Source organism: Pseudomonas sp. UBA6310, from assembly GCF_002438225.1.
GTDB lineage: Bacteria > Pseudomonadota > Gammaproteobacteria > Pseudomonadales > Pseudomonadaceae > Pseudomonas_O > Pseudomonas_O kuykendallii.
In genome coordinates, this window is sequence record NZ_DJTK01000069.1 from 1 (window position 1) to 21408 (window position 21408).

18 protein-coding genes are annotated in these 21408 nt (G+C 67.6%); 9 read left to right on the plus strand and 9 right to left on the minus strand.

The window, feature by feature from the left end:
* Positions 1-13 precede the first annotated feature (13 nt).
* The 4 genes from B3E91_RS17040 to B3E91_RS17055 all read right to left on the minus strand — a co-directional run bounded on the left by B3E91_RS17040 (position 14) and on the right by B3E91_RS17055 (position 3632).
* On the minus strand, positions 14-946 hold the full coding sequence (locus B3E91_RS17040) for a rhodanese-related sulfurtransferase (protein WP_287030658.1): 933 nt from the start codon (positions 944-946) through the stop codon (positions 14-16).
* 183 nt (positions 947-1129) lie between these two features.
* Entirely contained in the window at positions 1130-2710 is a 1581-nt protein-coding gene (locus B3E91_RS17045; protein WP_287030660.1) for an EAL domain-containing protein, read from the minus strand.
* Between the two features lie 95 nt (positions 2711-2805).
* Complete coding sequence (locus tag B3E91_RS17050) at positions 2806-3111, minus strand: BolA family protein (protein ID WP_287030661.1); 306 nt, start codon at positions 3109-3111, stop codon at positions 2806-2808.
* Complete coding sequence (locus tag B3E91_RS17055) at positions 3108-3632, minus strand: DUF2059 domain-containing protein (RefSeq protein ID WP_090230233.1); 525 nt, start codon at positions 3630-3632, stop codon at positions 3108-3110. Before B3E91_RS17055 ends, B3E91_RS17050 begins: the two co-directional genes overlap by 4 nt.
* A 219-nt stretch (positions 3633-3851) precedes the next feature.
* Here B3E91_RS17055 and B3E91_RS17060 point away from each other — a divergent pair, with 219 nt between their 5' ends.
* From B3E91_RS17060 to B3E91_RS17070, 3 genes are all read left to right on the plus strand, one after another.
* Positions 3852-5240, plus strand: coding sequence for a class II fumarate hydratase (locus tag B3E91_RS17060; protein WP_287030663.1), 1389 nt, complete (start codon positions 3852-3854; stop codon positions 5238-5240).
* Entirely contained in the window at positions 5237-5854 is a 618-nt protein-coding gene (locus tag B3E91_RS17065; protein WP_287030664.1) for an NAD(P)H-dependent oxidoreductase, read from the plus strand. The genes B3E91_RS17060 and B3E91_RS17065 overlap by 4 nt, the downstream gene beginning before the upstream one ends.
* A gap of 171 nt (positions 5855-6025) precedes the next feature.
* A complete protein-coding gene (locus tag B3E91_RS17070) occupies positions 6026-6238 on the plus strand; it encodes a DUF6316 family protein (protein WP_273228938.1) in 213 nt (70 codons plus the stop codon).
* Between the two features lie 82 nt (positions 6239-6320).
* Here the strand turns inward: B3E91_RS17070 and B3E91_RS17075 are convergent, their stop codons facing one another.
* Positions 6321-7472, minus strand: a complete 1152-nt coding sequence (locus tag B3E91_RS17075) for an FAD-dependent oxidoreductase (protein WP_287030666.1) — start codon at positions 7470-7472, stop codon at positions 6321-6323.
* 54 nt (positions 7473-7526) lie between these two features.
* Between B3E91_RS17075 and B3E91_RS17080 the strand changes: the two genes are divergently transcribed.
* The gene (locus B3E91_RS17080) at positions 7527-7964 is read left to right on the plus strand and encodes a MarR family winged helix-turn-helix transcriptional regulator (protein WP_287030667.1); all 438 of its coding nucleotides are present in this window, start codon (positions 7527-7529) and stop codon (positions 7962-7964) included.
* A 264-nt stretch (positions 7965-8228) separates the two neighbouring features.
* Positions 8229-9620 (plus strand): NAD-dependent succinate-semialdehyde dehydrogenase, encoded by a 1392-nt coding sequence (locus B3E91_RS17085; RefSeq protein ID WP_287030668.1) that lies wholly within the window; start codon positions 8229-8231, stop codon positions 9618-9620.
* Positions 9621-9761: 141 nt separating this feature from the next.
* Here B3E91_RS17085 and B3E91_RS17090 read toward each other — a convergent pair whose 3' ends face one another.
* Both B3E91_RS17090 and pap read right to left on the minus strand, forming a co-directional pair.
* A complete protein-coding gene (locus tag B3E91_RS17090) occupies positions 9762-10946 on the minus strand; it encodes a thiolase family protein (RefSeq protein WP_273228879.1) in 1185 nt (394 codons plus the stop codon).
* A 112-nt stretch (positions 10947-11058) separates the two neighbouring features.
* Positions 11059-12546 carry a polyphosphate:AMP phosphotransferase gene (pap, locus tag B3E91_RS17095; RefSeq protein ID WP_287030669.1) on the minus strand — a complete coding sequence of 496 codons (1488 nt, stop codon included), beginning with the start codon at positions 12544-12546 and terminating at the stop codon, positions 11059-11061.
* A 114-nt stretch (positions 12547-12660) separates the two neighbouring features.
* On the opposite strand from pap, the gene mnmC reads away from it, so the two are divergent.
* Positions 12661-14625 (plus strand): bifunctional tRNA (5-methylaminomethyl-2-thiouridine)(34)-methyltransferase MnmD/FAD-dependent 5-carboxymethylaminomethyl-2-thiouridine(34) oxidoreductase MnmC, encoded by a 1965-nt coding sequence (gene mnmC / locus B3E91_RS17100; RefSeq protein ID WP_287030670.1) that lies wholly within the window; start codon positions 12661-12663, stop codon positions 14623-14625.
* A 204-nt stretch (positions 14626-14829) separates the two neighbouring features.
* Here the strand turns inward: mnmC and B3E91_RS17105 are convergent, their stop codons facing one another.
* A complete protein-coding gene (locus B3E91_RS17105; protein ID WP_282338903.1) occupies positions 14830-15303 on the minus strand; it encodes a MarR family winged helix-turn-helix transcriptional regulator in 474 nt (157 codons plus the stop codon).
* A gap of 146 nt (positions 15304-15449) precedes the next feature.
* Between B3E91_RS17105 and B3E91_RS17110 the strand changes: the two genes are divergently transcribed.
* The 3 genes from B3E91_RS17110 to B3E91_RS17120 all read left to right on the plus strand — a co-directional run bounded on the left by B3E91_RS17110 (position 15450) and on the right by B3E91_RS17120 (position 20424).
* Positions 15450-17222, plus strand: coding sequence for an N-acetylglutaminylglutamine amidotransferase (locus tag B3E91_RS17110; protein WP_287030672.1), 1773 nt, complete (start codon positions 15450-15452; stop codon positions 17220-17222).
* Positions 17223-17340: 118 nt separating this feature from the next.
* Positions 17341-19077, plus strand: coding sequence for an N-acetylglutaminylglutamine synthetase (ngg, locus tag B3E91_RS17115; protein ID WP_287030674.1), 1737 nt, complete (start codon positions 17341-17343; stop codon positions 19075-19077).
* A gap of 162 nt (positions 19078-19239) precedes the next feature.
* Positions 19240-20424 (plus strand): osmoprotectant NAGGN system M42 family peptidase, encoded by a 1185-nt coding sequence (locus B3E91_RS17120; RefSeq protein ID WP_287030675.1) that lies wholly within the window; start codon positions 19240-19242, stop codon positions 20422-20424.
* 462 nt (positions 20425-20886) lie between these two features.
* Here B3E91_RS17120 and B3E91_RS17125 read toward each other — a convergent pair.
* A partial coding sequence (locus B3E91_RS17125; RefSeq protein WP_287030676.1) for a DNA polymerase domain-containing protein occupies positions 20887-21408 on the minus strand: 522 nt, incomplete at its 5' end.

Consider the following 21408-nt stretch of genomic DNA (forward strand, 5'->3'; position numbering starts at 1 on the left):
GGTCTGTGGAACGTCAGTCGGCCTGGCGCGGATCGCGGCCCAGCGGGTGCGGCTGGTTGCGCGCCCTGGCCAGTTCGATCTGTTTCTGCCGTTCGCGGGCGCCGGCGCGGGTCTTCTCGCTCAGGCTGTCCCAGCAATGCGGGCAACTGATGCCGGGCGCGTAGTGTTCGGATTCGCGGTCCGCGACCGAGATCGGCGTGCGGCACGCGTGGCACTGGTCGTAGTCGCCCTCGGAGAGATCGTGGCGCACCGTGACGCGGTTGTCGAAGACGAAACAGTCGCCACGCCAGCGGGTGTCGCTCTCCGGCACTTCCTCGAGGTATTTGAGGATGCCGCCCTTGAGGTGATAGACCGCCTCGAAACCCTCGCCGAGCATGTAGCTGGAGGCCTTCTCGCAGCGGATGCCGCCGGTGCAGAACATCGCCACCTTCTTGTGCCGCGCCGGGTCGAAGTGCGCCTTGACGTACTCGGGGAAATCGCGGAACGACTTGGTCTGCGGATCGACCGCGCCCTCGAAGCTGCCGATCGCCACTTCGTAGTCGTTGCGGGTATCGATCACCAGCACCTCGGGGTCGTCGATCAGCGCGTTCCAGTCCTTCGCCTCGACGTAGGTGCCGACACGGGCGTTGGGGTCCACACCCGGAACGCCGAGGGTAACGATCTCCTTCTTCAGCTTGACCTTGGTGCGGTAGAACGGCTGCTCCTCGCAGAAGGACTCCTTGTGGTCCACGTCGGCCAGGCGCGGGTCGCGGGCGAACCAGGCGAACAGCGCGTCGATGGCGGCGCGCGAGCCAGAGACGGTGCCGTTGATGCCCTCCTCGGCGAGCAGCAGGGTGCCCTTGATGCCGTTTTCGAGCAGGGTCTGCAGCAGCGGTTCACGCAGCGCGACGTAGTCCGGCAGGGAGACGAACTTGTACAGCGCCGCGACGACGATCTTGTCGGTCATGGAATTACCTTTCAGTGGTCACCCTCGCAAAGGGCGGACTGAGCGCACGGACGCAAGGCCCGAAGCGCCTGATGAAAACGCCCGGATCGGCGTGGTCGCGCAGTCTACGTTTCCGCGTCGCGCTCGTGTAGCCGACCGGCGAAAAAGCCCGGCGTTTTTCGACGGTCTGCGCCTGCGCAGGCGTCAGGGTTTATCGACCGCATGCCCGTTGCGCTGGCGGATGAACTCGGCGAGATCGGCCATCGGCATCGGCTTGCCGAACACGTAGCCCTGGGCGAACTGCACGCCTGCGTCACGCAGGATGTCGCGCTGGCGCTCGGTTTCCACGCCCTCGGCGATCATCTGCAGGCCCAGGCTGCGGGCGATCTGGATGATGTGGAAGGCCATCTGCGTGCTCGCGGGGTCGTTGCCCAGGTCATCCACGAAGCTCTTGTCGATCTTGAGGAAGTCCAGGTCGTAGGTGGCGAGGTAGGACAGGCTGGAATTGCCTGTGCCGAAGTCGTCGATGGCCACCCTGAATCCCTGCTGGCGAATCCTCGCCAGGATTCCGCGGGCCTTTTCCGGGGACATCAGGCCGCTCTCGGTGGCCTCGATGATGATGTTGTGCGAGGCCGCGCCGCATTCGCGGACCAATGCCTGCAGACGCGACTCGGTCTGCGGCGAATGCAGGTCCTCGGCGGAGAAGTTGATCGCGATGTGGGTCTGCGGGTTGTCGCGCAGCAGCTGCGCGGCATCCCGCGCGACCATCTGCAGGACGCTGGCGGTGATCTTCTGGATTATCCCGCTCTTTTCCGCGGCGGGAATGAACACCATAGGCGGGACCACCACGCCGTCGCTGCGATGCCAGCGGATGAGCGCTTCGGCGCCCGTGCAGCGGCCATGGCGCAGGTCGATCACCGGCTGGTAGAGCAGGAAGAATTCGTGGCGCTTGAGCGCCGCCTGCAACTCCGTCTTGAACGACAGCCGATTGCGCGCGATGAGGAACACCAGCGCCGCCAGCAGCACGCCGACCAGCAGCCCGATGGGCATCCTGCGCCAGGCGGCGCTCCTGATCAGGCCCTCGACCTGATCGCGCGTCATGGCGGCGAAAACCTCGTTTTGCCCGTTATGCGACGGGCGCACCACGACGAAGTGCTCGGCGTCGGTGAACTCGGCGGGCTTGCCATCGTAGTGCGCCAGCCACTCCCGCTTGAACACGCCCCGCGTGCGAAGCATCCGCGGCGGGTGACCGCCGACCTGGCTCAGCGAAAGGGTCGAATTCTGGTCGAGGATGTCGATCACCAACTGCGGCGCGATGATCGCTGCGTACTCGTCGTGCGCGTTGATGTTGAAGAGCGCGCCGGGCACGCCGGGCAACGCCACCCCGCCCCACGACCAGATGTGGGGCGGGGTGGTCCGGTGCGGCGGGCCCAGCTCCACCGGTGCCTCGAACGTGGCCATGGTGGAACACATCAGGCGGGTGCCGTCCAGGTAGCCGAAGCCGACCAGGTAGCTGGAGCGGGCGACGACCACCCGCATGCGCGCCAGTTGTTCCTCCGAGCAGGGCAGTAGCGGCGGACCCGAACGAAGCAGGAGCACCGCCATATCGATTTGCGCGCGCGTGGCATCGGAGCGACGCAGGACGTCGAGGGCCAGACTTTCGAGGTAGGCGTTCGCCTCGTCGTGGCCGTCCTGCTGCGCCAGCCGGTACGCCACGACGAGAGGCGTGGCGAGAGCGAGAACGCCGACCACCAGCGCAAACGAAAGCAGGGTTTTCTTCCGCATCGGCGCACTCGATTGTTCTCAAGTGACTGGAGTGTAGTCAGCGGAACGACTACCACTGGGGAAGATTGAAGGCCCGGATTCGCTCCGGGCGGGCATCAATGATCGTGCTTGGAACCGCCCAGGCAGGTGGGCGATTCGGGCACGGTGCCCTGCGCCGCCCATTCCTCCGGGGTGTAGGTGTGCAGCGCGAGCGCGTGGAACTGACCCATCAGTTCGCCGAGTGCCGCGTAGACCTTCTGATGCCGGCGCACCGCATTCAGCCCGGCGAACTCCGGGCTGACGATGACCGCCTTGAAGTGCGTATCTTCGCCCCGGCTGTGCATGTGGCTCTCATTGACCAGTTCGAGGTGATGGGTGGACAGGCCACCCAGCGCCTCGCGGATGCGCTCCTGCATCATCATTTCGCCGGGCTCCCCGATTTAGCCGGGCTGCCGGCGCCCAATTCGCTGCTCATGTCCTGCAGGAGCTTGTTGACCTCGGGCACCGCGCTTTCCAGCTTGGCCTGGGTCAGTTGCGCGGATTGAGCGGTGAGGGTCGGCATCTTCTCGAGAACCTTCTTGCCCAGCGGCGACTGGTAGAAGTCGATCAGGTCCTTGAGTTCCTTCTCGGTAAAGTTGCTGGTGTACAGCGCAACCATGTCCGGCTTGATCTTGTTCCAGCCCACGGCCTTGTCCAGCGCGGCGTTGGCCTTGGCCTGGTAGCTCTCCAGCGTGGCCTTCTTCGACTCCGGCGCCTTCGCCTCGGCGAAGCGCTGGGCGAACATCTGCTGCACCTGGGAGTAGACCGGCGTGGTCAGTTTGTCGGCATGCGCCAGCTTGAGGAATTTTTCCGCCTGGGCGTTGTGGCTGGCCGTATCGGCCATGGCCGGGGCGCTCACGGCGGCGAAGAGTGCGGCGGCACACAGGGTGCGGAATAACGTCATCGAGTGTTCCTTGCGTAGAGAATTCGGGCTGTTTGACAGCGCGGAACGGCATTCTGCGCCCAAGCCGGTGCCGGCCTCAAGGCGCGCCGGGCCCAGCGAAGCGGCGCGGAACGCCCGCTCGTTCGTGCATCGCCGCGCGGCGATCCTGTAGGCTCGGGCGGAACCCCGCGCCTCGCCGCGCAGACTAAAACTGCCTGAACGTACTGGAAGGACGCCGCCATGAGCCGCACCGAAACCGATAGCCTGGGCGCCATCGAGGTCCCCGAAGACGCCTATTGGGGCGCACAGACCCAACGCTCGCTGATCAACTTCGCGATCGGCGACCAGCGCATGCCCCTGGCCCTGCTGCACGCGCTGGCCCTGGTGAAGAAAGCCTCGGCGCGGGTCAACGACCGCATCGGCGAGCTGCCCTCCAACATCGCCCGGTTGATCGAGCAGGCCGCCGACGAGGTCCTCGCCGGCAAGCACGACGACCAGTTCCCGCTGGTGGTCTGGCAGACCGGCAGCGGCACGCAGAGCAACATGAACGTCAACGAGGTGATCGCCGGTCGCGCCAACGAGATCGCCGGCGGCCAGCGCGGCGGCAAGACACCGGTGCACCCCAACGACCATGTCAACCGCGCGCAAAGCTCCAACGACTGCTTCCCCACCGCCATGCACATCGCCGCCGCGCAGGCGGTGCATGACCAGTTGCTGCCGGCCATCGCCGAACTCGCCGACGGCCTCGCCGAGCAATCGGCGCGGCACATCAAGCTGGTCAAGACCGGCCGCACGCACATGATGGACGCAACGCCGATCACCTTCGGCCAGGAACTGTCGGGCTTCGTCGCCCAGCTGCACTACGCGGAGAAGGCGATTCGCGCGACCCTGCCGGCGGTCTGCGAGCTGGCCCAGGGCGGCACCGCGGTGGGCACCGGCCTCAACGCGCCGCATGGCTTCGCCGAAGCCGTCGCCGCAGAGCTCGCCGCGTTGTCCGGTCTGCCCTTCGTCACCGCGCCGAACAAGTTCGCCGCCCTCGCCGGCCACGAGCCGCTGGTGGCCCTCGGCGGCGCGCTGAAGACCCTCGCCGTGGCATTGATGAAGATCGCCAACGACCTGCGCCTGCTCGGCTCAGGCCCACGCGCCGGCTTCGCCGAGGTCAAGCTGCCGGCCAACGAGCCGGGCAGTTCGATCATGCCCGGCAAGGTCAACCCTACCCAGTGCGAAGCGCTGTCGATGCTCGCCTGCCAGGTCATGGGCAACGACGCCACCATCGCCTTCGCCGCGAGCCAGGGCCATCTGCAGCTGAACGTGTTCAAGCCGGTGATCATCCACAACCTGCTGCAATCGATCCGCCTGCTCGCCGATGGCTGCCGCAACTTCAACGAACACTGCGTCGCCGGTCTGGAACCGGACGCCACGCAGATGGCCGCGCGCCTGGAGCGCGGGCTGATGCTGGTGACCGCGCTGAACCCGCACATCGGCTACGACAAGGCCGCCGAGATCGCCAAGAAGGCCTACGCCGAAGGCAGCACCCTGCGCGAAGCCGCCCTGGCGCTGGGGCACCTGACCAGCGAGCAGTTCGACCAGTGGGTACGCCCGGAAGACATGCTGGGAAACACGCCATGAGCGATGCGCGCAGCGGCGCAACGCGCCTGGAAGGCGACGGCAAACGCATCCTGATGATCTTCGGCACGCCGAAAGCCGCCAGCTTCTGCCACGCGCTCGGCGAGACCTACGCCAACGCCGCGCGCAGCAAGGGACACGCGGTGCGCGTCCTGGCGCTGGGCGAGCTGCAGTTCGACCCGATCCTGCACGACGGCTACGAGCACAGCCAGACGCTTGAGCCAGATCTGCTCGAGGCGCAGCGGGAGATCCACTGGGCCGAACACCTGGTGTTCGTCTACCCGGTCTGGTGGGGCGGCGTGCCGGCGCTGCTCAAGGGTTTTCTCGACCGCGTGTTCCTACCCGGTTTCGCCTTCAAGTTCCGCGGCCGCTTGCAAGCCTGGGACAAGCTGCTCACCGGCCGCAGCGCCGACCTGCTGGTGACTCTGGACACGCCGAGCTGGTACTTCCGCTGGGTTTACGGCGCCCCGGCGCACCGGCAGATGGTGCGCACCGTGCTGGGCTTCTGCGGAATCAAGACGCGCCGCCTGAACGAGTTCTCGCCGATCCGCACTTCCACCGAGGAACAACGCCAGACGTGGCTGCGCAAGGCGGAAAAACTCGGCCTGAGCGTTTAGTCCGCGCGAGGCCCGAGGAGCGCTGGCGCGGAACCGAACGGCATGCGCCGGGTCCATGATCTGCGCGACATGATGGCACTGCGCCAGAACAGCACACCGTCCGTCCGCCGTGGCCCCGCTGACAGCCGGACGGACGGTAGACTCAGCCTCATCGACAGGGAGAACGACAACATGCTCGGACAGCGCAAAGTGGATGCAACCCCCGCCAACCATTTCCGCAGCGAACGGATCAGCGTGGTCAACGGCCGCTACTTCTTCTCCACCCGCGAAGGCACCCTGGAAGGCCCGTTCTTCAGCAAACAGGACGCCGAACGCGAAGTATCCCGCTTCATCGCCCGCCACGAATGCGCGCGGAATATCTCGGAGTACAAGGTGTTGCGGTGAGGGGCCAGAACTCACTATCGGACACCTCCGCCTTTCTCCACACCCTCTGCGACGGGGGCTGACCGGCAGCGACCGTCCCACGTCACCTCGGCTGAGCCGAGCGCACAGCGCCACCTGCGTCCGCATCCCCGCCCAAAGCCTCGAGCAGATACGCCGGCGAGTTGGCCGTCAGCAGGCGCTGCGCACTCGCCGCAGCTACCGCAGCCCGCGTCATCATCGTCTGTTCGTGGGCCCGCACGGCGGCGTGCCAGTCATGGCTGCACAGCGCATCGGCCAGGTCGGCGGCGTCGCGCAAGGCCAGGTTGGCGCCCTCGCCCGCTGGCGGCATCAGGTGCGCGGCATCACCGATCAAGGTGACCGTCGGGCGATGCACCCAGCGATGCTCCGGCGGCAACATGTAGATCGGCCAAGGCCGCACCGCATCGCCGGCCTCGGCGATCAGCCGGCGTAGATCCGGGTGCCAATCAACGAAATGCCGCAGCAGGTCGGCACGCGACAGCGACGGCGCCAGCTCGCCCTCCTCCAGTACCTGCGGCAACGAGGCGTACACGCGGACATGGGCATCGGCATTGCGCTGGGCGAACAGGGTGTACTGGCCGCGCTTGGCGATCAGCGTACCGTGCCCGACCAGCGCGGACAGCTGCGGATGGGCACGGTCGATATCCGCCAGCGAGAGTTCGTACAGGCTGATGCCGGCGTGCAACGGTCGAACGTCGGTGAGCAGCACGCGCAGCCGGGACCATGCACCGTCAGCGCCGACAACGAAGTCGAAACGCCCGACCTGACCATTGCCGAAGCGCAGTTCGACCTCCTCGTCCACGAGTGAAGCCTGCTGCAACGCATGGCCCCAGTGCACGCGGCCTGGTAGTGCCGCCAGCAGCAGGTCACGCAAATGCCCGCGGTCGATTTCCGGGCGGTCGCCGGCCTGGCCGTCATCCTCTAGCAGCAGCCGGCCTTCGGCGTCGAAAAGCCGCGTGCCCTGGTCCTCATAGCGCGCCCAACGCTGGAAATCCTCGAACAGACCGGCGCTGCGCAGCGCGGCCTGGCCGGTCTCCGCATGCAGATCGAGCATGCCGCCCTGGGCGCGCGCATCGGCGGCGGCGTCGGCCTCGAACAACGTGAACGGTCTGCCGGCGCGGTGCAGCCGGCACGCCAGCAACAGGCCGGCCGGACCGGCACCTACGACAGCGATACGGGGAAACACCGACACGGCTGGCCTCCTGGACTTCAACATAGGACCCTATGATCAATATCATAGGAGCCTATGTCAATCAGCCGGAGCGAACGTATGGAGCGTCCCGACCCAAGGAACGTCCCGTCTTTTCTGATCAAGCGAGTGGCCCGCGAGCTGAGCCGGATGGCGGAGATCGAGCTGCGCCCGCTGGGTCTGGGAATGGCCAGCCTGCCGGTGGTGGAGGCACTGCGCCAGGGCAAGGCCGCGACCCAGGCCGAGCTGGCACGCCTGCTGCGAGTGGAGCAACCGTCGATGGCGCAGACCCTGGCGCGGCTGGAGCGCGATCAGTTGATCCGGCGCTTTCCCGATCCGCACCACCCGCGTGCGCAGCGCATCGAACTCACCCCGCTGGCGCTGCAGCGCCTACCGCAGGCACGCACGATCCTCAACGATGGCAATACCCGCATGCTGGCCGGTTTCAGCCCCGATGAAGCCCTGCTGCTGACCAGCTTCCTGCAGCGGCTCAGTGCCAACCTCGATCGCGAGTCATGAGTCGGTTGCGCCGTAGGTAGCCGGAAGCCTCATGCTCAAGCGAGGCCCCATCGAGACACCCTCGCATTCAACGCGTAAATCGTTTCGCAGTTTCCCTCCTGACAGCCAACCGCGGATTCTTCGTGCGTGCGCGTTCTGCTGTGCCAGGTCAATGGTCGCGTGGACGCAATTGCGTTCACTGGGCGACCGCGGCGGCGGGGGCCGGGTGCTCTGGAATGGGCTTTCCGGCTTTCCGTGTCGTCGCTCAGACGAGGAGAAACATGCATGGCTTACGCAACGACCAACCCCTACACCGGTGAAACACTGGCCACCTTTCCCGACGCGACGGATGCCGAAGTCGGCGCCGCGCTGGACGTCGCTCAGGCGACTTTCCTGAACTGGCGCGAGCAGCCCATCGCGGCCCGCCTGGCGGTGCTGCAGAAGGCCGCCGACCTGCTGCGCGCGGATGCCCAGGGCTATGCGCGGTTGCTGACCCTGGAAATGGGCAAGCTGTTCAGCGAGGCGCAGGCCGAGGTGGAGCTGTCGGCGGCGATCTTCGAGTACTACGTGGAGAACGCCGTAGCGCTGCTGGCCCCCGAGGCGCTGCCATCGAAGGACCCGGCGGTGCTCGAGGCGCAGCTGGTGCACGAGCCGCTGGGGATCATCCTGGCCATCGAGCCGTGGAACTTCCCTTACTACCAGATCGCCCGGATCATCGCCCCGCAGCTGGCGGTGGGTAACGTGGTGGTCCTCAAGCATGCCTCCAACGTGCCGCAATGCGCCGCGCTGTTCGAGCGGCTGATGCTCGAGGCCGGGCTGCCCGAAGGTGGTTTCACCAACCTGTATGCGACCCGCGGGCAGATCGAAGCCATCCTCAACGACCCGCGCGTGCACGGCGTGGCGCTGACCGGGTCGGAAGCGGCCGGGGCGTTGGTGGCGGCGCAGGCCGGCAAGGCGCTGAAGAAGTCGACCATGGAGCTGGGCGGCGCCGACGCCTTCATCGTGCTCGACGATGCCGACCTCGACAAGGCGGTGAAGTGGGCGGTGTTCGGTCGCCACTGGAACGCCGGCCAGGTGTGCTGCTCGTCCAAGCGCATCATCCTGCTGGAGTCGATCTACGACGCTTTCCTCGACAAGTACCACGCCGGCGTGGCCGCGCTGAAGGCCGGCGATCCGATGGACGCGCAGACCAGCCTGGCGCCGCTGTCCTCCCAGGGCGCTGCCGATGACGTGCGTCGCCAGGTGGAACAGGCCGTCGCGCACGGCGCCACCGTCAGCCTGATCGGTGCCGAAGTCCCGGCGCAGGGCGCCTTCGTGCGGCCGGTCATGCTCACCGGCCTGACCCCGGAAAACCCGGCGTACTACGAGGAATTCTTCGGCCCGGTTTCGCTGATCTTCAATGCCCGCGACGAAGCCGAGGCGATCGCCATCGCCAACGACTCGCCCTTCGGCCTGGGAGGTTCGGTGTTCACCCGCGACATCCAGCGCGGCAAGGCAGTGGCCCGGCAGATCTCCACCGGCATGGTCTACATCAACCATCCGACCGCGGTGAAGGCGGACCTGCCGTTCGGCGGCGTGCGCCGCTCCGGCTACGGCCGCGAACTGATCGGCCTGGGCCTCAAGGAGTTCGTCAACCACAAGCTGATCGGGGTGACGGATATCGACGGCGGCTTCTGAGCCCTTTGCCGTGGAACGCCACGCATCCGAGCCGGTGGAAAACGCTTCGCGGTTTTCCACCCCACGGTCACGCAGACATTGAAACAACCATCAGATCGACCGATACGCCGTGGCCCGGCGTATCGATCCCCGTAGGTGCCTTCAGCGCACCGCTTCGAACAAACCCGTGGCGCCCATTCCGCCGCCTACGCACATGGTGACGATGCCGTAGCGCAGCGAGCGGCGTTGCAGTTCGCGGATCAGGTGGCCGACCTGGCGCGAGCCGGTCATGCCAAAGGGATGGCCGATGGAGATCGAGCCGCCGTTGACGTTGTACTTCTCGTTATCGATGCCCAGGCGGTCGCGGGCGTAGAGGCATTGCGAGGCGAAGGCTTCGTTGAGTTCCCAGAGGTCGATGTCGTCGATGGACAGGCCGCGCGCCTTGAGCAGCTTGGGCACCGAGAACACCGGGCCGATGCCCATTTCGTCCGGTTCGCAGCCAGCCACGGTGAAGCCGCGGAAGAACGCCTTTGGCTTGAGGCCCAGCTCCAGTGCCTTGTCCAGGCTCATCACCAGGGTCATGGAGGCGCCGTCGGAAAGCTGCGAGGCGTTGCCGGCGGTGACCGAGCCGTCCTCGGCGAACACCGGCTTGAGCGCGGCGAGGCTTTCGTAGGTGGTGTCCGGGCGGTTGCAGTCGTCGCGATCGACCACGCCGTCGACGATCTTCTTCTCGCCGCTGGCCTTGTCCTCGACCTGGTAGCGCACGTTCATCGGCACGATCTCGTCGTCGAACAGCCCCTCCGCCTGCGCCCGCGCGGTGCGTTGCTGGCTCTGCAGGGCGTAGCGGTCCTGCGCCTCGCGGCTGACGCCATAGCGGCGCGCGACGATCTCGGCGGTCTGCCCCATCGGGTAGTAGATGCCGGGCAGGTTCTCCTGGATCAGCGGGTTGTACAGGTGGTCGGTGTTGACGCTCTTCAGCGTCAGGCTGATCGACTCGACGCCGCCGGCGACGATGGCGTCGCTGCACCCGGAGGCGATCTGGTTGGCGGCGATGGCGATAGCCTGCAGGCCCGAGGAGCAGTAGCGGTTGAGGGTCATGCCGGCGACGTCCTTGCCGAGCTTCGACAGCACGGCGACGTTGCGCCCGATGTTGTAGCCCTGCGCGCCTTCGTTGGAGCCGGCGCCGACCACGCAGTCGTCGATCAGCGCCGGGTCGATGCCGGTGCGCGCCAGCAGCGCATTCACGCAATGCGCCGCCATGTCGTCGGGACGGGTCTGGTTGAATTTGCCGCGAAAGGACTTGGCCAGGCCAGTCCGCAGGCTGTCGACGATGACTACTTCACGCATGGCACACCTCGGATTCTTGTTCGATGAGGTGGCCGAGAATAGGACCGCCGCCGGGCCGCGGCGACGATCATTCATCCGGCGTATGCGCCGGCATCCCCCGGGTTTCGACGCGTCAATCCTTGTCGAGCACCGCGGCCAGGGCGTCGTTGAGGGTGCGCAGCACCTTGATCCGGGCGAAGCGCTTGTCGTTGGCCTCCACCAGCGTCCAGGGCGCCAGCTGGGTGCTGGTGCGGTCGACCATGTCGCCCACGGCGTCGCTGTACTGCGCCCACTTCTCGCGGTTGCGCCAGTCCTCCGGGCCGATCTTGAAGCGCTTGTGCGGGGTGTTCTCGCGCTCCTCGAAACGCGCCAGCTGGGTGTCCTTGTCGATGGCCAGCCAGAACTTCACCAGCACCACGCCGTTGCGCACCAGGGTTTCCTCAAAATCGTTGATCTCGCCGTAGGCGCGCAGCCAGTCGGCCGGGCTGCACAGGCCCTCGATGCGCTCCACCAGCACGCGGCCGTACCAGGAGCGGTCGAAGATGGTGAACTTGCCGCGCGGCGGGATGTGCCGCCAGAAGCGCCACAGGTAGGGCTGCGCGCGTTCCTCGTCGGTGGGCGCGGCAATCGGCACGATGTGGTACTGGCGCGGGTCCAGCGCGGCGGCGACACGGCGGATCGCGCTGCCCTTGCCGGCCGCATCGTTGCCCTCGAAGGCGGCGATCAGCGCGTGCTTGCGCATCCGTTTGTGGCGCATCAGCCCGGCCAGGCGCGCCTGTTCCAGGGTCAGCTGGCGCTGGTAATGCTCTTTCTCCAGCACCTGGCGCATGTCCAGGCTGGCCAGCAGCTGATGCTCTTCGAGGTTGGCACCGATGGTCGCCGCGTGCGGCTGCACGGGCGTCGCGGCGGGTGTGCGCAGCGCCGCCTGCAAGCCTTCCAGCAGCAGCCGGCCAACGGTCAGCGCGCGGTAGTTCTGGTCGTTGCCCTCGATGATGTACCAGGGCGCGTAGTCGCGACTGGTCTGGCGCAGCATGTGCTCGCCATGGCGGACGAACTTGTCGTAGGTCTTCGACTGCTGCCAGTCCAGCGGCGTGATGCGCCAGCTGCGCAGCGGGTCTTCGGCGAGTACCTTGAGGCGCGTCTTCATCTGCTTCTTGGACAGGTGGAACCAGAACTTGAAGATCAGCGCGCCCTCGTCGCAGAGCATCCGCTCGAAGCGCTGCGCGGCGTCGATGGCCTGTTCCAGGCCGGCATCCTTGATCTCGCCGGCGACCCGCGACTGCAGCATCTGGCTGTACCAGTTGCCGAAGAACACGCCCATCCGCCCCTTCGGCGGCAGGCGGCGCCAGTAGCGCCACTCCGGCGGCCGGGCGAGTTCCTCGTCGGTCTGCACGTCGAAGGTTTCCACCTGGATCAGCCGCGGGTCCATCCATTCGTTGAGCAGCTTGACCGTCTCGCCCTTGCCCGCCCCTTCGATGCCGTTGATCAGCACGATCACCGGGAAACGCGCTTGCTCCTTGAGTGCGTACTGCGCATCCAGCAGCCCTTCGAGCAGCGCAGGCAGCGCCTCCTCGTATTCCTTGCGGCCGATGCTGTGGCCGATTTCCGCCGATTCGAACATCTGTGTCTCCTCTGTCCCGACCCAGCCTAACGGATTTCCCGCTGCGTCGATAAGCCGTCCGCGGCGCGGCGCGACGTAGCGGCTACAATGCGCGCCCCGCTGCCAGGTAAACGCATGAACGACACTTCCCACGCCCAGCTCGACTGGGACGACCAGGGCCAGCCGCTGTCCCGCGAATTCGGCGATGTCTACTTCTCCCGCGCCAGCGGCCTGGAAGAAACCCGCCACGTGTTCCTCGCCCACAACGCGCTGGCCGAACGCTTCGCCGCGCTGCCGGCGGGCGGCCGCCTGTGCATCGGCGAGACCGGCTTCGGCACCGGGCTGAATTTCCTCTGTGCCTGGCAGTTGTTCGATCGATGCGCGAACGCCGAGGCGCGCCTGCATTTCGTCAGCGTCGAGCGCTACCCGCTCGCGCATGAGGACCTCGCCCGCGCGCTGGCCCTGTGGCCGGAGCTGGCGCCCTGGGCCGAGCCGTTGCTGGCGCAGTACGTCGGCATTCATCCGGGCTTCCAACGCCTGAGCTTCGCCGGCGGCCGCGTGGTGCTGACGCTGCTGATCGGTGACGTGCTGGATTGCCTGCCGCAACTGGACGCACGCTTCGACGCCTGGTTCCTGGACGGCTTCTCACCGGCGAAGAACCCGCAGATGTGGACCGCCGAACTCTTCGCCCAGCTCGCCCGCCTCTCCGCCGCCGGCGCGACCCTGGCGACCTTCACCTGCGCCGGTTTCGTCCGCCGCGGGTTGAAGGAGGCCGGCTTCGCCATGGCCAAGGTCAAGGGCTTCGGCCACAAGCGCGAAATGCTCGCCGGGCGCTACGACGGCCAGCCGCAGGACAGCGCCAGGCCCTGGTTCGCCCGCCCGCGCTGGCGCCCGCAGACCCGCGAGGCGCTGGTGATCGGCGCCGGCCTCGCCGGTTGTGCCAGCGCCGCCAGCCTCGCCGCGCGCGGCTGGCGGGTGACGCTGATCGAGCGGCATGCCGAGGTCGCCCAGGAAGGGTCGGGCAACCCGCAGGGCGTGCTCTACCTCAAGCTCTCCGCCCACGGCACCGCCCTCTCGCAACTGGTGGTGAGCAGCTTCGGTCACACCCGCCGCCTGCTGGAGCGGGTCGAGCGCGGTCGCTACTGGGAGCCGTGCGGTGTGCTGCAGATCGCCTTCGACGCCGCCGAAGCCACGCGCCAGCAGCGCCTCGCCGAGGCGTTCCCGCACAGCCTGCTGCGCCTGCTGCCGCGCGAGGAAGCCGAAGCGCTGGCCGGCGTCGGCCTGCCCGCCGGCGGGCTGTTCTTTCCCGAGGCCGGCTGGGCGCACCCGCCGGCGCTGTGTCGCGCGCTGATCGATCATCCGAACATCCATCTGCTCAGCCATAGCGAAGCGCTGCGCCTGGAACGCGAAAGCGGCCGCTGGAAGGTCTTCGCCGAGAACGGGCTGCTGGCGGAAGCAGAGGTCGTGGTGCTGGCCGGCGCCGCGGACATCCAGCGTTTTCCGATCGCCGCCGAGCTGCCGCTCAAGCGCATCCGCGGACAGATCAGCCAGGTTCCCGCCACCGCGCCCAGCCAGGCGCTGCGCACGGTGCTCTGCGCCGAGGGCTACATCGCCCCGGCGCGCGGCGAGGAACACACGCTGGGCGCGAGCTTCGGTTTCGACGATCCGGACCTGACGCCGACCGCCGCGGATCACGCCGGAAACCTGCGCATGCTCGAAGAGATCTCGCCGGACCTGGCCAGTCGCCTCGACGTCGCCCGGCTCGACCCGCACCGGTTGCAGGGCCGCGCCGCGTTCCGCTGCACCAGTCCGGACTACCTGCCGATGGTCGGTCCGCTGGCGGATGCGCCGGCCTTCGCCGAGGGCTACGCGGTGCTCGCCAAGGACGCCCGCCAGGTGCCGGACACGCCCTGCCCCTGGCTCGACGGCCTCTACATCAACGCCGCCCACGGCTCGCGCGGCGTGCTCACCGCGCCGCTCTCCGGCGAACTGCTCGCCGCCTGGCTGGACGACGAACCGCTGCCGCTACCGCGCGCGGTGGCCGAAGCCTGCCATCCGAACCGGTTCATGTTGAGGAAGCGGGTGCGCGGCAAAGGGTGAGCACCCGAGGGCGGCCAGGCGATGGGTATCGCGGGCTCAACCCATACTAAGAAGCTGCGCCGGGGTTCCCTCGCGCCATTGCCGCTTGGCCTACTGAAGAGATGAGCGTGGTGACTGGTGGGTCGATACGGCAAGAGCGAACGGCGATCTTTCAGAGCGCGATGTGCTCAACCCATCCCACGAACCGCCAGCGCCCCGCGCCTATCAACCCACGCCGTTCGCCTGCTCAGGCATTTCGAACAGCTCCGCCGCCCGCAGCAAGCCGGCCAGCAGCGCATGGCGTTCCCATTCGGGGAGGCTGGCGAAGCGTTGCAGGACGTGGTCGGGGAGCAGCGGCGGGGCTTCGCCGAGGGCTTCGCGGCCGGCGTCGCCGAGGACCAGCCACTGCTTGCGGCGGTCCTGCTCGTCGCGGCGTCGGGAGAGCATGCCGCGGCCTTCGAGGCGCTCCAGCACGCCGGACAGCGAGGCCGGCGAGAGGCTGACGAAGCGCGCCAGCTGGCTCGCCGTGAGTTCCTTCTCCACAGCCAGCACCTGCAGGATCAACAACTGGAGAGGAGTCAGTCCGCCGTAGCGCGAGAGCCGCTTGGCGTGCACTTCGGCCGACTGCTGCAGCCGCCGCAGGGCCTGAAAAACTGACAGCGCGTAGGTATCGCTGAGGTTCTTATTAGTTTCGGTCATAACTTTTCTGGCCGTCTTCTTCCGTGAACACCTATCGATGAATGCATAGAACTACTTTGACCTGAAATCGGTCACTAGTTCTGATTCGCGATATCACCGCCGCGAAAAAAACACACCCACACCCCAACGGAGAACCGGTAAGGATCATGTGCGGAATAGCAGGAGAGCTGCGCTTCGATAAGCGCCCGAGCGACTTGGCAGCCGTCGAGCGCATCACCCAACACCTCGCCGATCGCGGCCCCGACGCCTGTGGCTTCCACAGCGAAGGCCCGCTGGGCCTCGGCCACCGGCGGCTGAAGATCATGGATCTGGAAGCCGCCTCGGGACAGCCGATGGTCGACCCGTCGCTGGGCCTGTCGATGGTCTTCAACGGCGCCATCTACAACTACCCTGAGCTGCGCGCCGAGTTGCAGGCGCTGGGTTACACGTTCTTCTCCGAAGGCGATACCGAGGTGCTGCTCAAGGGATATCATGCCTGGGGCGAGGCGCTGCTGCCGAAGCTCAACGGCATGTTCGCCTTCGCCATCTGGGAGCGCGACTCCGGCCGGCTGTTCCTCGCCCGCGACCGTCTCGGCGTCAAGCCGCTGTACCTTTCGCGTACCGGCGAACGCCTGCGTTTCGCCTCGACCCTGCCGGCGCTGCTGCAGGGCGGCGACATCGCCAAGCTCATCAACCCCATCGCGCTCAACCACTACATGAGCTTCCACGCCGTGGTGCCGGCGCCGCATACGCTGATCGCCGGTATCGAGAAGCTGCCGCCGGCCACCTGGCTGCGCGTCGAGCCCGATGGCCGCAGCGAGCAGAAAACCTGGTGGACGCTGGAGTACGGGCAGACCGCCGAGGAAGACGCGCTGAGCTTCGACGACTGGCAGACGCGCACGCTGGATACCCTGCGCGAGGCGGTGGCGATTCGTCAGCGCGCCGCGGTGGACGTTGGTGTGCTGCTCTCCGGCGGCGTCGATTCGAGCCTGCTGGTGGGCCTGCTGCGCGAAGCCGGCGCGGCGGACAACCTGCTGACCTTCTCCATCGGCTTCGAGGATGCCGGCGGCGAGCGCGGCGACGAGTTCCACTATTCCGACCTGATTGCCAAGCACTACGGCACGCGCCACAACCAGTTGCGCATCGACGAGAAGGAAATCATCGAGCAACTGCCGGCCGCCTTCGCCGCGATGAGCGAGCCGATGGTCAGCCACGACTGCATCGCGTTCTATCTGCTCTCCCGCGAGGTCGCCAAGCACTGCAAGGTGGTGCAGAGCGGCCAGGGTGCGGACGAGCTGTTCGCCGGCTACCACTGGTATCCGCAGGTGGATGGCGCCGCCGACCCGGTGGCCGCGTATCTGCAGGCGTTCCGCGATCGCGACTTCGCCGAGTACGCCGATACCGTGCAGGCCAAATGGGTCGGCGGCGACCATTCCGGCGATTTCGTGCGCCAGCAGTTCGCCCAGCCCGGCGCAAGCGCGGCGGTGGACAAGGCGCTGCGCCTGGACAGCACGGTGATGCTGGTGGACGACCCGGTGAAGCGCGTCGACAACATGACCATGGCCTGGGGCCTCGAGGCGCGCACGCCCTTCCTCGACTACCGGGTGGCGGAGCTGTCCGCGCGCATCCCGGGGAAATTCAAGCTGCCCGACGGCGGCAAGCACGTGCTCAAGGAAGCCGCGCGGCGGGTGATTCCCGCCGAGGTGATCGACCGGCCCAAGGGCTATTTCCCGGTGCCGGGACTCAAGCACCTGCAGGGCGCGACGCTCGGCTGGGTGCGTGACCTGCTGCTCGACCCGAGCCAGGACCGCGGCCTGTTCAACCCGCAGATGATCGACCGCCTGCTCAGCGACCCGCAGGGCCAGCTCACCCCGCTGCGCGGTTCGAAACTTTGGCAACTGGCGGCACTCAACCTTTGGCTGACCCAGCAAGGCCTGTAGCACCGCTGGCATTCGGCCCGCGGCCCGGATGAGCGTGCCCGCGAGACCGGCGCTGCGCCATCGCCCGCAAACGATTTCCCCGCGGCACGCCTGCGCGCCGCGGTTTTCAGGAGGCTTCATGCAAAAGTCACAAGCCTACGGCCAGCGTCTGCTGCGCGGCCAGGCACCGTCCTACGAGCGCCTGCAGGCGCAGCGCGCGGAGGACGGCCTCGACGGACCCGGAGGCCCGGTCGCCCTGCAGTGCGGCTGGGGCCGGCTGCTGATCGGCCACACCTATCCCGACCCGGCGCACCTGGCGCGCGACCTGCTCGCCGAGAAGACCGGCGAGCGCGACATCGCCCTCTACGTCGCCGCCCCGCAGCAGGTGCTGGCGCAGGCGCCGCAGCAACTGTTCCTCGACCCCTCCGACACCCTGCGCATCTGGTTTTCCGATTACCGTCCGGCACGCCGGCCCTTCCGCGGCTTCCACCTGCGTCGCGCCCAGAGCGCCAGCGACTGGGCCTCGGTCAATCGCCTCTACCAGAGCCGCGGCATGCTCCAGGTCGACCCGCAGAAGATCACCCCGCGCGAGGAAGGTGGCCCGGTGTACTGGCTCGCCGAGGACAGTGATACCGGCACGGCGCTGGGCACGGTGATGGGCCTGAACCACCAGGAAGCCTTCGCCGATCCGGAAAACGGCTCCAGCCTGTGGTGCCTGGCGGTCGATCCGCAGTGCAGCCGGCCGGGCGTCGGCGAGGCGCTGGTGCGCCACCTGATCGAGCATTACCTGTCGCGCGGGCTGGCCTACCTCGACCTCTCGGTGCTGCACGACAACCGTCAGGCTAAGGCGCTCTACGCCAAGCTGGGCTTCCGCACGCTGTCGACCTTCGCCGTGAAATGCCGCAACGGCATCAACCAGACGCTGTTCCTCGGCCCCGGTCCGGACGTGGAGTTCAATCCCTACGCGCGAATCATCGTGGACGAAGCGCTGCGCCGCGGCATCGAGGTGCAGGTCGACGATGCGCCCGCCGGGCTCTTCACCCTGGTCCACGGCGGCCGCAAGGTGCGCTGCCGCGAGTCGCTCTCGGACCTCACCAGCGCGGTGAGCATGACGCTGTGCCAGGACAAGCGCCTGACCAACAGCTACCTGCGCCGCGCCGGCCTGTCGCTGCCGACGCAGCAGCTCGCCGGCAGCGACGAGGACAACGCCGCCTTCCTCGAAGCCCACGGCAGCGTGGTGGTGAAGCCGGTGGACGGCGAACAGGGCCAGGGCGTCGCGGTCGATCTGCGTACCGTCGAGGAACTGCACGCCGCCATCGAGGCCGCGCGCCAGTTCGACAGCCGCGTGCTGCTGGAGAGCTTCCACGAAGGCCATGACCTGCGCATCCTGGTGATCGGCTTCGAGGTGGTCGCCGCCGCCATCCGCCGCCCGGCCACGGTGATCGGCGACGGCCGCAGCAGCATCCGCAAGCTGATCCAGAGCCAGAGCCGCCGGCGCCAGGCCGCCACCCACGGCGAGAGCAAGATTCCACTGGACGACGAAACCGAGCGCACCCTGCGTGCGGCCGGCCACGACTACGACACGGTTCTGGGCGAAGGTATGCAACTGGCGGTGAGGCGCACCGCCAACCTGCATACCGGCGGCATTCTCGAGGATGTCACCGCGCAACTGCACCCGACCCTGGTCGACGCCGCCGTGCGCGCGGCCCGTGCGCTGGACATCCCGATGGTGGGGCTCGACCTGATGGTCAAGGCCGCCGACCAGCCGGAGTACGTGTTCATCGAGGCCAACGAACGCGCGGGCCTGGCCAACCATGAGCCGCAGCCCACTGCCGAACGCTTCGTCGACCTGCTGTTTCCGCTGAGCAAGATCTAGAGCCCCGCCTGGCGAGGGATTGCCAGGCCAGCCACGACAGCCCCTCACCTCGGATTCGATTCGGCTGAATGATTCCGCACCTTCCGGGTCGGAATAGCTGTAAGCCGCACCCTGCCAAACCGGCCCGTGCGCCCTCGCCGCCCAGCCGTAAGGGAGAACACCATGACCGTAAGACTGCCCGAACCGGACATGCAGTACATGCAGAAGGTCCTGCTGGAAATGCTCGCCATTCCCAGCCCCACCGGGTTCACCGACACCATCGTCCGCTACGTCGCCGAGCGCCTCAACGAGCTCGGCATTCCCTACGAGCTGACCCGCCGCGGCACCATCCGCGCGACGCTCAAGGGACGCCGCTACAGCCCGGACCGGGCCATCTCCGCGCACCTCGACACCATCGGCGCCAGCGTGCGGGAAATCCACGCCAACGGTCGCCTGGCGCTCGCCGCAGTGGGCTGCTGGTCGAGCCGTTTCGCCGAGGGCAGCCGGGTCAGCGTGTTCACCGACCGCGGCGTGCTGCGCGGCAGCGTGCTGCCGCTGATGGCCTCGGGGCATGCCTTCAACACCGCCGTCGACCAGTTGCCGGTCAGTTGGGAGCACGTCGAGTTGCGCCTCGATGCACTGACCGACTCCCTGGAGGAAACCCGCGCGCTGGGCGTCGCCATAGGCGATTTCGTCGCCTTCGACCCGTTGCCGGAGTTCACCGAGAGCGGCCATATCAGCGCCCGCCACCTGGATGACAAGGCCGGCGTGGCGGTGCTCCTGGCGTCGCTCAAGGCCATCGTCGACAGCGGCCTGGAGCCGCCGATCGACTGCCACCCGCTGTTCACCATCACCGAGGAAACCGGCTCCGGCGCCGCCGCCGCGCTGAACTTCGACGTCAGCGAATTCGTCGGCATCGACATCGCCCCGGTGGCCGCCGGCCAGCAATCCAGCGAACGGGCGGTGACCGTGGCCATGCAGGATTCCGGCGGCCCCTACGACTATCACCTGTCGCGGCACCTGCTGCGGCTGGCCGACCGCCACGAGATTCCGGTGCGCCGCGACCTGTTCCGCTACTACCACAGCGATGCGCAGTCGGCGATCACCGCCGGCCACGACATCCGCACCGCCCTGCTCGCCTTCGGCTGCGATGCCACCCACGGCTACGAGCGCACGCATATCGACAGCCTGCTGGCCCTCGGCAGGCTGATCTGCGCCTACCTGCTCAGCCCGCCGGTATTCGCCAGCGACGCACACCCGGAAAAGGCCTCGCTGGAGCGCTTCAGCCACCAGATCGGCGAGGACGTGCAACTGGAACCGGAGACGCGCGTGCCGGCACTGGAAGACGTGGTCGGCGACAAGCGGTAGCGCCCCGGAAACTTCACGCGCGCGTCGCCGACTCACCGGTGCTCCCCGTAGGGTGGGCTTCAGCCCACCACTGCCACACGCGGCCCTGTATCGCGTGGGCTGAAGCCCACCCTACCGCTGTTTGCGAGTGCCTTGCCGACCCCCGGTGTTCCCCCGTAGGGCGGGCTTCAGCCCACCACTGCCACACGCGGCCCCGTATCGCGTGGGCTGAAGCCCACCCTACCGCTGTTTACGAGCGCCTTAACGGCTCCCCGGTCTTCCCCCGTAGGGTGGGCTTCAGCCCACCGCTGCCACACGCAGCCCCCTATCGCGTGGGCTGAAGCCCACCCTACCGATGTTTGCGAGCGCCTTAACGGCTCCCCGGTGTTCTCCCGTAGGGTGGGCTTCAGCCCACCGACGCCACACGCAGCTCCGTATCGCGTGGGCTGAAGCCCACCCTACGGGCGAGGTCGGCCGACGGCGCTAGAACAACCCCATCTGCCCATCCACCAACGCGGTGAAGCTGTCGTCCACGAACGGCAGGATGGCGTCCGCCACCGGTTGCAGCTGACGGGTCACGTAGTGGTCGTAGTCGATCGGCGTGCGGCGCGCTTCGAGCGGCTCCGGCCCGGCGAGGGTGATCACGTAGCTGATCCAGCCGCCACGCTGGTATTGCCGCGGGCGGCCCTGCCGGTCGTTGTGCTCGTCGGCCAGGCGCGCCGCGCGCACCTGCGGCGGGACGTTGCGCTGGTAGTCGTCGAGCCGCCGACGCAGGCGCTTGCGATAGACCAGCAGCTCGTCCAGCTCGCCGGCCAGGGTACGGCGCACGTAGTCGCGCACATAATCCTGGTACGGCTGGCGGTTGAAGATGCGCAGGTAGAGTTCCTGCTGGAAGCGCTGGGCCAGCGGCGACCAGTCGGTGCGCACAGTCTCCAGGCCCTTGTAGACCATTTCCTCGCTGCCGTCGGCACGCCGCACCAGGCCGGCGTAGCGCTTCTTGCTGCC

What these genes read in the sequence shown, in the direction of transcription:
- B3E91_RS17050 (WP_287030661.1), bottom strand. Translation starts at nt 3,111, where the DNA reads ATGATGATGCAGGAGCGCATCCGCGAGGCGCTGGGTGGCCTGTCCACC.
- B3E91_RS17105 (WP_282338903.1), bottom strand. Translation starts at nt 15,303, where the DNA reads ATGACCGAAACTAATAAGAACCTCAGCGATACCTACGCGCTGTCAGTT.
- ngg (WP_287030674.1), top strand. Translation starts at nt 17,341, where the DNA reads ATGCAAAAGTCACAAGCCTACGGCCAGCGTCTGCTGCGCGGCCAGGCA.
- pap (WP_287030669.1), bottom strand. Translation starts at nt 12,546, where the DNA reads ATGTTCGAATCGGCGGAAATCGGCCACAGCATCGGCCGCAAGGAATAC.
- B3E91_RS17045 (WP_287030660.1), bottom strand. Translation starts at nt 2,710, where the DNA reads ATGCGGAAGAAAACCCTGCTTTCGTTTGCGCTGGTGGTCGGCGTTCTC.
- B3E91_RS17090 (WP_273228879.1), bottom strand. Translation starts at nt 10,946, where the DNA reads ATGCGTGAAGTAGTCATCGTCGACAGCCTGCGGACTGGCCTGGCCAAG.
- B3E91_RS17070 (WP_273228938.1), top strand. Translation starts at nt 6,026, where the DNA reads ATGCTCGGACAGCGCAAAGTGGATGCAACCCCCGCCAACCATTTCCGC.
- B3E91_RS17085 (WP_287030668.1), top strand. Translation starts at nt 8,229, where the DNA reads ATGGCTTACGCAACGACCAACCCCTACACCGGTGAAACACTGGCCACC.
- B3E91_RS17065 (WP_287030664.1), top strand. Translation starts at nt 5,237, where the DNA reads ATGAGCGATGCGCGCAGCGGCGCAACGCGCCTGGAAGGCGACGGCAAA.
- B3E91_RS17040 (WP_287030658.1), bottom strand. Translation starts at nt 946, where the DNA reads ATGACCGACAAGATCGTCGTCGCGGCGCTGTACAAGTTCGTCTCCCTG.
- B3E91_RS17080 (WP_287030667.1), top strand. Translation starts at nt 7,527, where the DNA reads ATGGAGCGTCCCGACCCAAGGAACGTCCCGTCTTTTCTGATCAAGCGA.
- B3E91_RS17120 (WP_287030675.1), top strand. Translation starts at nt 19,240, where the DNA reads ATGACCGTAAGACTGCCCGAACCGGACATGCAGTACATGCAGAAGGTC.
- B3E91_RS17060 (WP_287030663.1), top strand. Translation starts at nt 3,852, where the DNA reads ATGAGCCGCACCGAAACCGATAGCCTGGGCGCCATCGAGGTCCCCGAA.
- B3E91_RS17055 (WP_090230233.1), bottom strand. Translation starts at nt 3,632, where the DNA reads ATGACGTTATTCCGCACCCTGTGTGCCGCCGCACTCTTCGCCGCCGTG.
- mnmC (WP_287030670.1), top strand. Translation starts at nt 12,661, where the DNA reads ATGAACGACACTTCCCACGCCCAGCTCGACTGGGACGACCAGGGCCAG.
- B3E91_RS17075 (WP_287030666.1), bottom strand. Translation starts at nt 7,472, where the DNA reads ATGTTGAAGTCCAGGAGGCCAGCCGTGTCGGTGTTTCCCCGTATCGCT.
- B3E91_RS17110 (WP_287030672.1), top strand. Translation starts at nt 15,450, where the DNA reads ATGTGCGGAATAGCAGGAGAGCTGCGCTTCGATAAGCGCCCGAGCGAC.